Below are 15,157 nucleotides of genomic sequence, written 5' to 3'. Positions count from 1 at the left end.
TATCCCTCAACTTTCATTGGGATTTGCTAAACTTCAAGCCATTGTTTATAGGCTCACTTCCCCAATTTTTATATTCCTAACTCACCCTGAATTCTATTTTTCCTCTGCCTAAAGTGACACAACAGGGATAAATTGACATCGATTTTCTCCAAAATTATCAGCGTGCAGAGATTTAAATTTCGGAGAAAAGTCTGTCAATACTAAAAACAAAAATACTCACCGAATTAACTCTCGTTTTCTATGATGACATAGAAGCCAATTCGGGAGCATCCAGTAGATGGTTAGTTAACCAGTGATGATGTGGGTGCGTAGGGGGAGCATCGTCGTAGACATCGCTTCAGTCTAACTCAATGCCAGAAACTCATCTGTTAGATGTACTAAGGGTGATCGCTAATGCCCTGGTGACTTTTTCCCAACAATATATATATATAGTTGTGGGCGCACGCAGAAGCACAAATTTTATTTCTGTGGGATACAGTTAGAAAATATGTACATCCAAATTCAATCAGAACTAGAGCAATTTATTCAGGCACAGATGGCAAGTGGTAGATTCGCTAGTGCAGATGATGTCATCAATGAAGCCCTTAAACTGCTACAGGAAAAAGAACAGCGAATTGAAGAATTACGACAAAAAATTGCTATGGGAACGGAACAAATTGTTAAGGGACAAGTAACTGAGGCTGATTTTCAACCACCTCTTCATGAATTTAATGGATTGCGGGTTAAGTTACCAGGACAACCAGAGGTTTATCTAGTTGATGGAGGCTATCGACGGTGGATTCCTAACCCAGAAACTTACAACAATTTATTTCGTGATTGGAACAACATCATTGAGGAGATGACAGTTGCAAATATTCCAATTGGTTCAAGTATTTCAGATGGTGCTGTGTTAGCAAAAGGTTATGGTACTGCTGCTGTCTTTCTCATTGAACAAGGACAAAAGCGGTGGATAACCAGCCCTGAAGCTATGGACAAATACAACTTCTCTTGGCAACGTGTCTACCAAATTCCTAATATCTTGCTCGACTCTATTTCTACTGGACTGAGCATCAGTACTTAATAAGTATTGAGCCGAGATGCGCTTTTCTCCTCTACATCGAAGGGCGGCGATCGCTCTCGCACTCAAAAACCCAGTCATCCTGACTGGGCTTTTGTTGGGGTTATATTCCCCAAGGGCTTGTAATAGAAGTTATTTATAAGTTGCTTTTCTTTCCATGACTACAAAGCCAGGATTGCGAATTCCAGAAAACAGAGACACAAAACTTTCAAATAGTTAATCCCACCAAGCATATAACTGTTGAGAATTAATTTCTAATTCATCGCAACCCCAAACAAATTTTACAAATTCACCAGCCAAGTCTAAATCTTTCACCCCTTTAACTGTAATGGCATCAATCACTAAATTCGGGTTTTCTGTTCGATTAAAGGCTATACCATCAAAAGTCGCTGTCACTTCTATACTTTGGCAACGTTGCCCAAATTCAATAAATGAACCAACTGATGGAGCCGCATTAAAATTAGCATCTAGTGTAGTGTAGCCTTCTTGAAGAACTTGCTCTAGTGATGACAAAGATAAACCCTGAAATTTAACAGCGTTGGGCGTATATTCAGTAATTGAGTTACCTAAGATTTCTTCAATACGTTGAACCATATACTTGTATCCAAATAAAAGCGTTCGCTTGGTTTCAAATGTTTCATTGCAGAGGTAGAAGGATTCTTAATTGCCTATTACACCAAATTCTAAATCAGAGTTACCCGAAACGTTTCGGGTAATTTTTGCTGTAGCTTTATTTTCTTTAGCCCACTGCAAAGATCCTTTCTGATTGAACTTCAGTGCAAGGCTTTAGATAACTTTGACATGATTTTTCAACCATTGTGTAAATGCCTCACGCGCAAGTTCACCCGATGCTAGAGATAGTATAATTACCTCTTGCTCATCGACAGAAGCATCAATTTCATAACCATTCATGACTAGAAAAACTTCCATTGCTGCATGACCAATCCGCTTGTTGCCATCAATAAATGGATGATTCATGATCAGCGAAAAACCGATAGCCGCAGCCTTATCAACAAGTGTCGGGTACAGATCCTCTCCGCTAAAAGTCATCCGAGGTTGAGCCAGCGCAGATTCTAAAGTACCTCTATCTCGGATACCCAACGCGCCACCAGACTGCTCGATAATCTGACGGTGAAGTTCGACAACTTCAATAAGTGTCAAGTAGCGAATCATGCTAAACGCTGGTAAAGTTCAGCATTTTTTTGCAGTACATAACTAGCTGCTTGATTAAACTCATTTTGGCGGGAGTTTAACAAATCTTCTACAGAGGCAGATAAAAATTCTTCAGTAGACATCCCCAACTTTTGCGCTAGTTCTTGCAATTTTTGTAGTTGCTGCTCTGTAATATTAATTGTTATGGCAGCCATATTTATCTTTCCTAGCTAGTCTTTGTTTATCATTATCAGGCATTTACTCTTCATCAGCCATCAAAGCTTCTAACTCTTTCAACAAAAATTCTAGTTTCTCTTGCTTCTGGGAATTTTCCCACACCTTGAGCTTTTTCGCTTTCTTATATGTAGCCTCTAAATGACTTTCCAGGGGTGGCAGTGTGGCTGCTGGTTGTTTAGCTTTGACCTGCTTTTGAATTTCTGAGAGAGACAAATCCAGCGAAATGGCAGCTTCTAGGAGTTCAATCCTTTCTTCTTTCGATGTCAGCTTGGCAATCTCCTTGCCCTTGGTGTACTCGATTTGTCCAGCACGTAGGGCTGATAGAATATCCTCTTGCAATTTCAACAGTGGCAGTCGGGTGCGGACAAATGATTGCCAACTCATCTTCCCCAAATCTACGAATACTTTTTCTACTATTTCTGCCTCAGAATTACCCGAAACGTTTCGGGTAATTTTTCCTTTAGCTTCATTCTCCATTCTATAGAGTACGGAGGACACTGCTGTTGTTTCGCATCTTAATCGCAGTGCCAACAGTTGCAAGATGCCTTCAGTTTCTTCTATGGGGTTTAAGTCTGACCGTTGTAGATTCTCAGTCAAGGCATACTGTGCCGCCTGCTCATCCGACATCTCTCGCGCCGTTATTGGCACTTCTGTTAAAGCTGCTGTTTGTGCTGCCCTATATCTGCGCTCTCCTGCCACTAATTCATATTTATCCCCCACTGGTCTGACCAATAGTGGCTGGAGGATACCTTCACGTTTTACTGACTCCACCAAAGATTGCATCGCCTTGGGGTCAAAATAACGTCGAGGTTGAGTAGAGGGGAGAACAATCTTATCTAATGACACCTTGGTAGGAACTAAATTCTCATCATCCTCTTTGAATAAGGCGACGTTCTTGAGTTTGCTTCTATCAGCAGGTGGTTGGCTGGCGCGTCTGGGACTCATTTACAAAACCTCCATAGCTTCTGCTATTTCATCAAAAATGCGGAGAAGAGCAGGATTTTTATTAGGGCATAATGCCAAAGGTTTACCATACTCAGATGCTTCTGCCAGGGCAGTAGCACGAGGTAGCGGCGGAAATATCACGGCCAAACTCGACAGCTGCTCACGAATTGATTCCAGGGTTCTTTGGTCTAAGGAATTACTAGCAGAGTACATGGTAGGGAAAAACCCTGCTATTTTGAGGGAACGATTGAGCTTGCGCTGCACTCTGGCTAACGTTTTCAACAGCGAGTCTGTCCCTTTCAATGCTTTAAACTGGCACTGAATGGGAACTAACACATGAGTAGAGGCCACCAAGCTAATTTGACTGAGAATGCCCAAACTAGGAGGGCAGTCAATCACAATAAAATCGTAGCTATCTAATAGCGGAGCTATTACCTCTTTAAGTCGAAATTCGCGTAGTTCAGCAAATATCAGTTCTTGTTCGGCATTAGCCAGCAAAATGTTAGCAGGAGCTAAGTCCAAGCTGTGTAAATCCCTATGTATGGGTAAGGGTTCGTCGGACTCAGACACCAAAGCATCGTAAATAGTTTTGTCCAAATCAGCCGGTTCTAACCCCATGAACGTTGTTAGGGAAGCTTGGGGGTCGATGTCTATCACCAGTACCCGGTGGCGACGGAGTGAAAGGTGATAGCCAAGATTTTGGGTCGTCGTTGTTTTAGCGACACCACCTGCTTGATTGAAAAGTGAGATTACCTTGGTCAACTTCACTGCCCATACATAACACTGGTCAAAATATACCCCATTGCGTCCAATTATGAGCAGTGCTAGGAGGTAAATAAACATCACAATACTTGTCTAAAGTAAGACAAAATCTGAATAACGTCTTACTATGCGCTTTGTTCATGTTCCAATGGAGTCAAATGAATCACTACTCGCTGATTAAGAGCCTGAGCGATTTTTTGGAGCATTGACAGAGAGTGTCCCTCGTAATCAGCATCTTCTAGCCGTGCAATCACAGGCTGTTTTGTGCCAATCAGTTCAGCCAGTTGTTTCTGTGTTAACCCCGATGAAGTTCTTGCTTCATAAATCAACTGAGCCACTTCTGCATTGATTGAAGCTTCTGCCACCATTGCTTCAAGTTCAGGGTCGCTGCTAGTCAGCTTGTTAATGATTTTTATTGCATCGCTAGTCTTCGCCATCCTCTTGTTCCTCTGCGTAGGTGTGAACTTCTGGGTTTTCTTCAAATAAAAGCTTCCGAGAGATCGCCCGTTCAATATCAATTGGTGGTACAGCTGCTTCTTCTTTCGTGATAGCGTGAGCGAGAATCGCCACATTTTGCCCATGAAAGAAGTACAGGATGCGATATTGCACATGAATATGCTTTGCTCGAAGCTCATATATCCCGTCGCGTAAGTAATCTGCCGCAGGGCGACGGAGTTCGTATCCTGATGCCGCAAGTTGTTTAATTCGAGCAACACAGTTTGCATAACCTTTGCGGTCTTCTTTCAAAAGTCGCTTCAGCCATTCAAGAACAGGAACTTCACCTACCTCTTCCTGGTAGAAAACAACGCGGGTTTCAGGCACAGCACCCCCTTTAATATAACAATATTGTTATATTAGGACAACGAAGGAAACTCAGAGTGAATCTTGTCTTGAGGTGGCAGGAAATGGATGAAGTCGTTAAAAAAGTAGCTGCATTGGGTTTACCTGGGGTGATTTTGGTAATCACAATGGCAACGACAGGGTTGACAGGTGCAGCTGCTATCACCGCCGCTTTAGCCTTCCTGGGTGGGCCTGCGGGGATGCTAGGTGGAATTGCTGTTTTAGGGCTAACAGGTTTGATTACTGATGCTTTGGCGAAAGTCGGTTTAGAGGATTTTCTGACGGAGATTTACTGCCAGCGCCGACAGACTGAGCCACATGGTAAATTGCTAGAAGAGATTGAGTCTTTATCGCTGTTTGACGGAGACATTAGACATAGGCTCAAGACGACTGTAACGGACGGATGCGGTTGTGCAACGGTGGTTAATTCAAGATCAACAGATGATGCAAATGGAGCGATCGCTATTTTAGAGAATGTCCCAGGCATGACTCGCGCACACCATAGAGATTTTAAGAGTTCTCATCCAATAATGAGGCTCAGGGATGGAACAGTAGTGAGAACGTGGAAAAACCCTGTTGGTGTTGACCATGTTTTTTTAGGAGATCGCAATGACAGAATGATTTACGGCGGGCTTGTTGGTTGGATTCACTCTGAAGGTTTACAACAGGCGTTAGCTCGTATTAGAAGAGACTTTACTTAAGAGAGTTATTGCAATCCTGAAGGGGTTAGGCTATGGGCATTGATGAAATACTGAAAGCTTACCGGGAAGAAATTTTGCGAATTGCTGCTAAGTACGGAGCGTATAATGTGCGGGTGTTTGGTTCAGTAGCCAGGGGGGAAGCCAGATCAGATAGTGATGTAGATTTTTTGGTAGAACTTGAACCGCAACGAACTTTATTAGACCAAATTGCTTTGATACAGTCCTTGGAAGAATTGCTAGGACGTAAAGTGGATGTGGCGGAGCCGGAAACTTTACATGAGTTGATTAGAGATAAAGTGTTGCAGGAAGCTGTGGTGTTATGAGAGATGATCGCCTGTACTTGAGCAACATCTTTGAATGTATCGAGCGCATTGAATCTTATACACAGGACGGCAAAGAGGTATTTTTGCAAACCACTATAATTCAAGATGCGGTAATTAGAAATTTTGAAATTATCGGGGAAGCAACCAAAAGGTTATCTCCTGAAATCAGAGCAGCTTATCCAGATATGCCTTGGCAGCAGGTAGCTGGTTTTAGAGATGTACTGATTCATGATTATTTAAAAGTTAACTTAAATCGAGTTTGGGGTGTAATTGAGCAGAATTTGCCCCAATTAAAGGCAACTGTTGAGGCGATTTTGGAAGAACTAGGTAACTTGTGAGGTACAGTTTTCAAAAAGCCTTAAGTTAAGAAAGTCGAGTAATTAATTTCTTGCCAAGGCTTGTCATGAGCCTTATATAGCAGGGAATTTGAGAGCCAGTGCTGTCCAAGCTCATTGCGCTGTCGAGGCTTCCATTCTTGGTTGGGTCAGCGTAATAAAGTTGGGGTTCAGTTGCGTAGTTATTAAAAATGCCGCTTTCGTCGTTAATGGGGGGCATAAAACAGTCAGGTTTCATGGCAAACTTTTGACTAGAGCGAGAGTTATTGTGTAGCACATACTACCGCTCGTTTTCCCAAGTTGGCCTACGTATAATACTTTTGACTTTGAGTTACTAAGTCATGAATGTTGTAATAACTTCTGAGGTTCTAACAGCTTATTATTTATGCCCTCGAAAGGCATATTTACTGCTATACAGCAAAGAGCGAGGAAATCTACATGAATATGAAGAAATATTGCTCAAAAATCAACTAAAAAGTCAGTCTAAATATTTAGAATTACTCGAAAAAAAGTGTAGTGATATCTCTACATATAGCTTTTCAAATCTTCAACAAAAGCCTGAATTTTTAACTGATGCTGAATTAATTGTAGATAACCTACAAGCTAAATGTGCAATTTTGAGAAGGACTAGTAAGTTAAATTACGAGCCGACAATTTTCATAGGAACATACACTATTAACCATACGGACAAGCTTCATTTAATGTTCGTTGGTCATGTATTGGCGAAAATTCTGGGTCAGCCGCCTGATGTGGGGCATATTGTCAATATACAGGGTGAGTCGCGGCGGTTTAAATTAGAAGGAAGCCATAAAGTTTTTAGTCCACTACTAGAAAGCTTACAGAACTGGTTAAATGAATCTTTTTTAGAAGAACCACCTGTCATCTTAAATAAGCATTGTTCTACCTGTCAGTTTAGAGAGCAATGCAGGGCAAAAGCAATTCAAGAAGATAGCTTAAGTCTCTTGGATAAAGTTACTCCTAAAATAGTTCATCAATATGAGAAGAAAGGAATTTTTACTGTTAAACAACTTTCTTATTTATTCAAACCTCGAAAGCGGAAGAAACGAGCTAGAAAACCTCCAGCAGTAACCCATGATCTTAAATTGCAAGCCCTTGCCATTCGCACAGGCAAAATCTATTTGCAAGAAATGCCTACTTTGACACGACAGGAAACTGAATTGTATCTAGATATAGAAGGTTTACCAGATCAGAACTTATATTACTTGATTGGGCTGTTAGTTCGTCAGGGTGAGAAAATAGAATATCATCCTTTCTGGGCGGATGATATTGATAATGAAAAGCAAATTTGGCAAGACTTTTTAACTATTGTTGCTCAATACCCGAACACACCAATTTATAGTTATGGTAGTTATGAGTTACGTGCAATCAAAACGCTAGATAAAAGGTATGAAACTAATAATCAAGAAGTTATTGCTCGTTTAGTTAACATTAATAAGCAAATTTATGGAAAGATATATTTTCCAGTCTACTCTAATAAATTAAAGGAACTTGCAAATTTTATCGGAGCTACTTGGACAGCACCTGATGCTTCTGGAATACAGAGTCTCGTTTGGAGACATTACTGGAATGATAGCCACGAAAGTCAGTATAAATTAAAACTAATAACGTATAACCAGGAAGATTGCTATGCTTTAAAACTCTTGGTTGAAGAGCTTGAAAGAATCAAGTATTCTGCTGATGTTTTGTCTGATGTTGATTTTGCACAGACACCTAAATCGCAAATCTCAGAAGCTGGGGAAAAAGTTCGTAGCCAATTTGAGATGATTCTTAGATTTGCAAGCGTGAAGTATGAGAAAAGGAAAATCAGTTTTAGCCAAGGGCAAGTGAGTGAAGGGGGTAAACGAGGAGGAACAAAGCCATCAAAAACCATGCCGAAACCAAATAAATGTGTGCAAGTCCCACAAGTAGATGCTTGCTTTCAGTGTGGTTATACTCCTCTCAAGTTAATGGAAACTAGAACTAGTAGAACCATCATTGATCTTGTGCTTGCCAAAAATGGAGTTAAAAAGATTGTAACGAAATACTTTGGTTTTCACGGATATTGTGCAAAGTGTCAACGAAATTATCCTCCTCCCAAACTTTTAGAATTTGAGAGGCATCAATTTTACGGACATGGCTTTAAATCGTGGATTGTTTACCAAAGAGTTGCTTTGCGTTTGCCTCTTCAAAGCATTCTTGAATCAGCAAAAGAGCAGTTTAACGAGCAGATGTCTTCTACGCGCATTCCATATTTTATGAAGAACTTTGCTGAATATTATGCAGAAACTGAGCAAGCTATTACGAAACGATTATTAGAAAGCCCTTTTATTCACGTTGATGAGACAAACTTTAGCATCAAAGGAGTCAATTGGTATGTGTGGGTATTCACAAATGGTGAATACGTTATTTTTAAGTTGACAGAAACGCGAGAAACCACAATTGTTCATCAAATTCTAGAAAATTATGGAGGGGTCTTAATTTCTGATTTTTATACTGGATATGACTCAATACCATGCAAACAGCAAAAATGCTGGGTTCACCTAATTCGTAATCTCAACAAAGACCTTAGAGAAAATCCCTTTGATATAGAATATGAGGGGTTTATTTGGAAAATTAAAAATTTAATAATTCCCATTATGGAAACAGTTCAAAAAAATGGATTAAAAAAGTTTTATCTGCAAAAATTTAGTACACAAGTAGATAAATTTTATATAAATTCAATCGACAATAAGCAGTATAAATCAGAATTAGTTTCAAAGTATCAACAACATTTCAAGAAATATAGAGATAGTTTGTTTGCTTTTGTTCAGCAAGATGGAATACCTTGGCACAACAATACAGCAGAGAATGCTATCAGGCATATCGCTATACAACGAGATATTTCCAAGACTTCTTTTCATGAAGAGCCAACTCGAAACTATTTAGTCCTACTTGGTATACGCCAAACTTGCCGTTACCAGAATAAATCATTTTTTAGGTTTTTATTTTCTGAGGAAACTGATATTGATAATTTCAAATCTAGAAAGACTAAAAAGAGGAACAAGTAAAAACTAATAGGCAATCCTAAAATTTATGTAGATACATGAAAAATTAAATAATAGCAGTAATTTAATGGACATCAACCAACAAAAAGAACAATTTAGCATCACGTATATTAGAGCCATCGCTGCCGTTGCTGGTTATTCTTTATATAGACCAGAAGTAGATAACGACTGCGTAGACTTAGGCATAGTTAGCCGAGGTGGCACAGGTAAAATCCTTTCCCCTAGACTAGAACTACAACTCAAATGTACAGCTAGAGAAATCCTTGAGGAAAACTATATTAAATATCCGCTCTCTCTCAAAAATTATAATGATTTAAAAATTAATGCCCTTGTCCCTCGAATCTTAGTAGTTGTTTTAGTTCCTGAAAAAATAACAGACTGGATAAAACAAACAGAATCCGAACTGTGCCTGAGATATTGTGCTTACTGGGTATCCTTGCGCGGAAGTCCAGACACCGAAAATACAACCAATGTTACTATTGAAATACCCCGTAGTAATCAGTTGACACCTGATGCACTCCAAGCCATCATTCAACGTATTAGTTTTGGAGATTTGCCATGAAAGTTACTATCAAAGATAGTGAAATACTCAAAACTGTTAACCCTGATGTTATCCAGGCACACTTGCAAGCAACAGGTTGGTATGAAACAGGGCGTATTTATAATGATGCCGGGGCAATTTGGCGACTAAAAAAAGATGCGGCTCCTGAATATGAAATCTTGCTACCTCTCCAACATAATTTAGGAGATTATGTCGAAAGAATCAGCGACATATTAAAAACATTATCTGCGGTTGAAAATCGTTCACAAGTTGATATTTTAGGCGAATTTATTACGAACTATCCCAACTTCACGGTTCTTGGTATAGTCATGCAAATTGCTACTCCATCAATTGATAAATTGAGTGGAGAAATTACTTTACTATGTACAATTTTTGAGAAATTGCAAGAAATTAGAACTGAACTAGCAGACCATGATTATATCTTAGCTATTAAAGCTTATCAGGAACGTTTACCAATTCGCTGCACAGGTGATTTGGTCAAAGTTGACAATCATTTTATTCTGAGAAATCCTCAAAATTTTCAAATTAATAATATCTAAATTATTAGGTCTTACCTAAATCAATTCTGATATCGAGTCGCTCATCTGCTTTTGCAAACGCTGACGGTTATCATCATATTTCAATACCGTTTGGACTTGGGCGTGTCTGCTGAATCGCTGAGTTGCGCGGTAGTTACCATTATTGAGATCCAAAACTGTAGTAATCGCACTGTGGCGGACACGATGCGGCGACATCTTCTTAGTAATTCCGGCTTCCTTGCAAAGACCATCCACCAATCGCCTGATTGCCTCCCCGGTTAATCTCGCGCCATTCTTGTGATAGGCCAGCACCGTAAAAAGCGGGTCATTACCCCGTTTTTTCTTACTTGCTTTAATCCAACTGGCGATCGCCAATGCGGTTTTATCTGATAGGTCAAGAATATCCTTCTGGCTACCCTTGCCTTTACCTAAAATAGAGAGCGTTTTTTCTTGATCAGGTGTGCCTTGTACTTGAGAACCACAGCAACGGCGTGACGCTGTTCCAGGTGAAGGAACTCTAACACTAAGTCCCAGCTGGGTTCTTTCTTGGCAACGAATAAGAAGAAATCTTTCAAGTCTTTCTGGTATTCGCGCTTAGTGTTGGGCGATCGCTTATCCCCAATCAGCTGCTGAATTACATCAGGGTCATTCTCTAGAGAAAAGTCTTCGCCGATGGCTAAGACGAGTGAGTTTTCGAGAACGCTAAGGTTTTCGGGGTGGATCGGGTTCATGGTTTTAAGCAGGGGAGAGATAAGTTCTTGAGCAGGGCGAACGCTTGTCTATGTATTGTTTCTGATGTCAAATAGATTGCACATTAAATAGACTTTAGTATCCTTAATTAAGGATTCAAAATTAATAACTTTTTGAGATTTTAGCTCCATGCTTTGAATCAAACAAAACAAGATTAATGATGACTTATTGATTTTCCCCGATTCAGCAGCCTAGCTACTAACTTTTGAATTCTTAAAACCAATGACGTTAATAATATATTTTCTTCTAGTAAGGAGAATTAAATTGTGCCGATTAAGCGCATTCTTGCTGGGCTAAATGAATTTCAGGACAACTATTTTGTTGCTCACCGTGAGTTATTTGAGCATTTGTCGCATGGGCAAAATCCAGAAGTGTTGTTTATAACTTGCTCAGACTCAAGAATAGATCCATTTTTAATTACACAAAGTCAACCAGGAGATTTGTTTGTTATTCGTAATGTTGGTAATCTCATACCATCTTATGGAAGGTTGAATAGTGGCGAAGCTGCGGGTATAGAATATGCTGTTGAGGCTTTGGGTATTAAAGATATTGTTATCTGCGGACATTCTCATTGTGGTGCCATGAAAGGGTTACTACAAATAGGTAATCTGGCAGGGCAAATGCCTTTGGTTTATGAATGGTTGAAGAATCATGCTGAAGCTACCCGCCGTCTTGTGCTAGATAACTACCAAGGTTATCCTCATGAGAAACTGCTAAAAATTGCTATTGAGCAAAACGTCCTCACACAGATAGAAAACTTAGAGACTTATCCTGTAATTCGTTCCAAACTTCACAGTAATCAACTTACACTTCATGCTTGGATTTATGAAATTGAAAGTGGAGAAGTGTTTGCCTACGATGCCGAAGACGGTAGATTTAGAGTTCTCAAAAACCGTTCGTTTCCTGTGCCTAATCCTCTAATTAGTGTACAGTCAAGTTAAAAATGAGGATTTTCTGAAACTACGCTACAGTAACTAACACCCCAGCATCAATAAAATTTAGCGATCGCTCTTAAGGCGGGGCGTAGCCCATCGCATTCTCTCAGGACTTGTATAGAAACTGGTACAGACGAGCGTATATATACAAACTCACCAAGGCTTGTATAGACCACGGCGATGGACTACGCTCGACCATAGATCATTGCTCTTGCTCTTGCAAAAGGAGCGGTTTCTAAACTGACTTGCCCCAAAAACTGCTGCACCGTATACCCCCTCGCTATCAATTTTGATATCAAAGCCGGAAATTACAGACCTAGCATCATCAATTGACACTCTATCACTTCCGCAAAACGGATTTAGCTGTTCGCGGATTGTTTTCATTAATGCACCCAGATGTGGCCGTATGATAGTCGTTATTGGAAACGCGCATTATCAATAACGACCATGTGAGTAGTTATGCCTAACGAGCCAATATTTGGAGAGCTAGTTAAAGTTGAGTTAGAAGCGTGTTTGTCTGCGCCGATAACTAGGTATTTTGACGCAGAACTTCAGGGCGACCCCGATGTGTTAGCGCAGCTGTTGGCAGATAAGCGCAACCCTAATACTCGACGTGCTTATGAGAAAGATTTGCGGGATTTCTTTATCAAGATGACTTTGATGCCGCCGACTGGGGATAGTGTGTTGGAGTTTTTGCACTTGCAGCGAGAGCAAGCGGTGATGGTGGTGTTGAAGTACAAGGCGAAACTGATAGCGTCGGGGTTACGGGAGGCCACAATTAATCGGCGGTTGGCGGCGATTAAGTCGTTGGCCAAGATGGGGCGGAAGTTGGGGGTGTGCAACTATTCCCTGGAAGATGTGTCGGGGGAGAAGGTTAAGGCGTACCGAGATACGCGGGGTGTTGATAGCAAAGCGATCTCTGTTGTAATTCAGCAATTTGATAAAGAAACATTAATTGGTAAACGCAACTATGCGATTTTTCTGGTGTTGTGGGGTTTAGCGTTGCGTCGCCAAGAGATATGTCATCTTAATGTGGGTGACTTTGATTTTTATGGGCGCAAGTTGAGAGTTTTGGGGAAGGGTAAGGGAACGAATGAAGAATATTTGGATATGTCAAAAGATGTGGCGGCGGCTCTTGCTGATTGGTTGATTGCTAGGGGGGAAATGAATGCTAATTTACCGATTTTTACAGCGTTAGATTTCCATAATTGTGGGCATCGATTGACTACGGATGCTGTCTATAAAATAGTGTCGGCGGCTTTTAAGAAAGCAGGGGTGAAGAAACCGATGTCACCGCACAGGGTCAGGCATTCGGCGATTACGGCGGCACTGGATGCTACTGATGGGAATATTAGAAAGGTGCAGAAGTTGAGCCGTCATGCTGACCCTAGAACGTTGATGATTTATGATGATAACCGCAATAAAGATTTGTGGGAAATGTCGGAGTTGTTAACGGGGATGTTGAAGAGTGCGGACGAATAAAAATTAATAAATTGTTAACAAGATACTTTAGATAGTGGAAATTTAAATATGAATATCAATTTAATAGAAGCGCGAGTAGAGGAATTAGATGAAAATCTAGAATTAACCACAGATGAGATTTTTGAGATTGTGTGTCGGGAATATCACCTAAATGCTGATTCTCTTGAAAAAGAACTAAATTGTAAATGTCCCTTTGCATTAACTGGCTTTTTAAGTGAGTTAGAACCGACAAAAATTTCTGATTATTTAACAATTGAATGAATTAATCTTTTTTCTGGGGTCAAATAGCTAACATACAAACTTCTTTATGTCCAGCTACAGCTTCTGACCAAGTTGAATATCTCCAGAATTTACCATTGTATTCGCCTCCAAAAATCATAGTTTCAAAAAGCTGTGGTTCTTGATTAGGGAAATTAGAATAATCCTTGCCTAAAAAAATGGTAGATACTCTTCCCCACGAAAAAGTATCTAAAGCTACTTGTACATTGTTCTCATTTTTCCGCCAATCAGACCATTGCTCAAGACTGTCGGGCTTAATAGGTTGTTTATTTTCATCTAGTATATAAAGCTCATCGAGTATATCCATATAATCCTTGCCAATCACTAATAACTTTAAGAAACACAACTAAAAATCTTTCATATATTGTTCCATGATACATCTTTAATGATTGTTTTTTAACTTCCTAATCTGCTTAATGAGCAGTCGCCAAGCTGTCTCAGTTATTGCTGCTAATCTGACTTCAGACAAGGGAACTTTTGTATCTACAAACTGGCTGTTTACGGACATTCCCATTAGACAAGGTATCCGATTTTTAATTCCCCAAATTTGGCGACACTCTAAATCTTCAACATCTGCTAAACCAAACCCAGTCACCCAAATTTTTCTTCCCTCAATTTCCATAACTCCAGGGTAAGGAATAGTTTCACCTACTCCAGCTATGATTTCACTGCCAAAAGCAGGGTAAGCAACTTCCATAATTGAGAGAATTTCTAACGCTGCCAGTTCACACCATTTTTTGGCATTAGCAATCGTATCAAATTTAACTGTTGGTGATAACTCTTGATATTTAGATTCACAATGAGAATCACTCAACTGTATTTCCGCTATTATCCCCTCCAGACCATGCTCGACAATTCCCTTCACACTTCGTTTTGACTCAACAGACCTATAAAAATTACAAAGTAATAACTGCTTATAAATGCGCTCGTTCTGTTGTTTATCCGCTTCCAAAGAGCGCCATTTAATCTCTTGAATGTTATTCCTCTCAGTACTGACCAAGCTATGGATTCCATCTCCGGCTGGGTCAGAAATACAGTAAGCAGAAGCGATTGTTAAGTCAGTTACTTTGGTAACTGTCATTTTTAACTCCCTTTCGTTGGCGACTAACCCTGTTGTGTCACTATCGCGGTAGTATAAGGATGTAAAAAGCCCAGAACGAAGACACAGAGCATGGTAGAGCCTCGTCCACCCAAACAAACCGTCAAATTTGTGGATGAATATTGTCTTTGGTATA

At 40.1% G+C, this 15,157-nt stretch carries 21 protein-coding genes; 10 read left to right on the top strand and 11 right to left on the bottom strand.

From position 1 onward, the window contains the following. Positions 1-487: 487 nt before the first annotated feature. Positions 488-1,060, top strand: a complete 573-nt coding sequence (locus tag IQ259_RS27360) for a type II toxin-antitoxin system ParD family antitoxin (protein WP_228014760.1) — start codon at positions 488-490, stop codon at positions 1,058-1,060. A gap of 213 nt (positions 1,061-1,273) precedes the next feature. On the opposite strand, the gene IQ259_RS24855 is transcribed toward IQ259_RS27360, so the two are convergent. From IQ259_RS24855 to IQ259_RS24825, 7 genes are all read right to left on the bottom strand, one after another. Continuing rightward, positions 1,274-1,651, bottom strand: a complete 378-nt coding sequence (locus tag IQ259_RS24855) for a hypothetical protein (protein WP_193888682.1) — start codon at positions 1,649-1,651, stop codon at positions 1,274-1,276. Between the two features lie 192 nt (positions 1,652-1,843). Continuing rightward, positions 1,844-2,230 (bottom strand): type II toxin-antitoxin system death-on-curing family toxin, encoded by a 387-nt coding sequence (locus IQ259_RS24850; protein ID WP_193888681.1) that lies wholly within the window; start codon positions 2,228-2,230, stop codon positions 1,844-1,846. Further along, on the bottom strand, positions 2,227-2,424 hold the full coding sequence (locus tag IQ259_RS24845) for a DNA-binding protein (protein WP_193888680.1): 198 nt from the start codon (positions 2,422-2,424) through the stop codon (positions 2,227-2,229). The genes IQ259_RS24850 and IQ259_RS24845 overlap by 4 nt, the downstream gene beginning before the upstream one ends. Before the next feature lie 43 nt (positions 2,425-2,467). Next, positions 2,468-3,391 carry a ParB/RepB/Spo0J family partition protein gene (locus IQ259_RS24840; RefSeq protein WP_193888679.1) on the bottom strand — a complete coding sequence of 308 codons (924 nt, stop codon included), beginning with the start codon at positions 3,389-3,391 and terminating at the stop codon, positions 2,468-2,470. Continuing rightward, positions 3,392-4,234 carry a ParA family protein gene (locus tag IQ259_RS24835; protein ID WP_228014759.1) on the bottom strand — a complete coding sequence of 281 codons (843 nt, stop codon included), beginning with the start codon at positions 4,232-4,234 and terminating at the stop codon, positions 3,392-3,394. 44 nt (positions 4,235-4,278) lie between these two features. Then, positions 4,279-4,590 (bottom strand): helix-turn-helix domain-containing protein, encoded by a 312-nt coding sequence (locus IQ259_RS24830; RefSeq protein ID WP_193888678.1) that lies wholly within the window; start codon positions 4,588-4,590, stop codon positions 4,279-4,281. Further along, complete coding sequence (locus tag IQ259_RS24825; RefSeq protein WP_193888677.1) at positions 4,577-4,975, bottom strand: type II toxin-antitoxin system RelE/ParE family toxin; 399 nt, start codon at positions 4,973-4,975, stop codon at positions 4,577-4,579. Before IQ259_RS24825 ends, IQ259_RS24830 begins: the two co-directional genes overlap by 14 nt. Before the next feature lie 83 nt (positions 4,976-5,058). Here IQ259_RS24825 and IQ259_RS24820 point away from each other — a divergent pair, with 83 nt between their 5' ends. From IQ259_RS24820 to IQ259_RS24795, 6 genes are all read left to right on the top strand, one after another. Further along, the gene (locus IQ259_RS24820; RefSeq protein ID WP_193888676.1) at positions 5,059-5,694 is read left to right on the top strand and encodes a hypothetical protein; all 636 of its coding nucleotides are present in this window, start codon (positions 5,059-5,061) and stop codon (positions 5,692-5,694) included. Positions 5,695-5,726: 32 nt separating this feature from the next. Next, positions 5,727-6,017, top strand: coding sequence for a nucleotidyltransferase family protein (locus tag IQ259_RS24815; RefSeq protein ID WP_193888675.1), 291 nt, complete (start codon positions 5,727-5,729; stop codon positions 6,015-6,017). After that, entirely contained in the window at positions 6,014-6,355 is a 342-nt protein-coding gene (locus IQ259_RS24810) for a DUF86 domain-containing protein (protein WP_193888674.1), read from the top strand. Before IQ259_RS24815 ends, IQ259_RS24810 begins: the two co-directional genes overlap by 4 nt. Before the next feature lie 338 nt (positions 6,356-6,693). Continuing rightward, on the top strand, positions 6,694-9,399 hold the full coding sequence (locus tag IQ259_RS24805) for a TM0106 family RecB-like putative nuclease (RefSeq protein WP_193888673.1): 2,706 nt from the start codon (positions 6,694-6,696) through the stop codon (positions 9,397-9,399). A gap of 64 nt (positions 9,400-9,463) precedes the next feature. Then, a complete protein-coding gene (locus tag IQ259_RS24800) occupies positions 9,464-9,958 on the top strand; it encodes a DUF4365 domain-containing protein (protein ID WP_193888672.1) in 495 nt (164 codons plus the stop codon). After that, complete coding sequence (locus tag IQ259_RS24795; RefSeq protein WP_193888671.1) at positions 9,955-10,497, top strand: hypothetical protein; 543 nt, start codon at positions 9,955-9,957, stop codon at positions 10,495-10,497. Before IQ259_RS24800 ends, IQ259_RS24795 begins: the two co-directional genes overlap by 4 nt. 15 nt (positions 10,498-10,512) lie before the next feature. Here the strand turns inward: IQ259_RS24795 and IQ259_RS24790 are convergent, their stop codons facing one another. After that, complete coding sequence (locus tag IQ259_RS24790; protein WP_339383822.1) at positions 10,513-10,878, bottom strand: tyrosine-type recombinase/integrase; 366 nt, start codon at positions 10,876-10,878, stop codon at positions 10,513-10,515. Between the two features lie 26 nt (positions 10,879-10,904). Continuing rightward, positions 10,905-11,207, bottom strand: a complete 303-nt coding sequence (locus IQ259_RS27355) for a hypothetical protein (protein ID WP_228014758.1) — start codon at positions 11,205-11,207, stop codon at positions 10,905-10,907. Between the two features lie 285 nt (positions 11,208-11,492). Here IQ259_RS27355 and IQ259_RS24785 point away from each other — a divergent pair, with 285 nt between their 5' ends. The 3 genes from IQ259_RS24785 to IQ259_RS24775 all read left to right on the top strand — a co-directional run bounded on the left by IQ259_RS24785 (position 11,493) and on the right by IQ259_RS24775 (position 13,904). Then, positions 11,493-12,167, top strand: a complete 675-nt coding sequence (locus IQ259_RS24785; protein ID WP_193888670.1) for a carbonic anhydrase — start codon at positions 11,493-11,495, stop codon at positions 12,165-12,167. 453 nt (positions 12,168-12,620) lie between these two features. Beyond that, positions 12,621-13,643 carry a tyrosine-type recombinase/integrase gene (locus IQ259_RS24780; RefSeq protein ID WP_193888669.1) on the top strand — a complete coding sequence of 341 codons (1,023 nt, stop codon included), beginning with the start codon at positions 12,621-12,623 and terminating at the stop codon, positions 13,641-13,643. Positions 13,644-13,691: 48 nt separating this feature from the next. Then, complete coding sequence (locus tag IQ259_RS24775; RefSeq protein WP_193888684.1) at positions 13,692-13,904, top strand: hypothetical protein; 213 nt, start codon at positions 13,692-13,694, stop codon at positions 13,902-13,904. A 19-nt stretch (positions 13,905-13,923) separates the two neighbouring features. Here IQ259_RS24775 and IQ259_RS24770 read toward each other — a convergent pair whose 3' ends face one another. Both IQ259_RS24770 and IQ259_RS24765 read right to left on the bottom strand, forming a co-directional pair. After that, positions 13,924-14,229 (bottom strand): hypothetical protein, encoded by a 306-nt coding sequence (locus IQ259_RS24770; protein ID WP_193888668.1) that lies wholly within the window; start codon positions 14,227-14,229, stop codon positions 13,924-13,926. Positions 14,230-14,304: 75 nt separating this feature from the next. Then, on the bottom strand, positions 14,305-15,003 hold the full coding sequence (locus IQ259_RS24765) for a hypothetical protein (RefSeq protein WP_193888667.1): 699 nt from the start codon (positions 15,001-15,003) through the stop codon (positions 14,305-14,307). Positions 15,004-15,157: the final 154 nt, after the last annotated feature.

Origin of the sequence: Fortiea sp. LEGE XX443 (assembly GCF_015206815.1) — a bacterium.
In the GTDB taxonomy this organism is placed as follows: domain Bacteria; phylum Cyanobacteriota; class Cyanobacteriia; order Cyanobacteriales; family Nostocaceae; genus Nostoc_B.
This window is presented reverse-complemented; position numbering and strand designations above follow the sequence as displayed.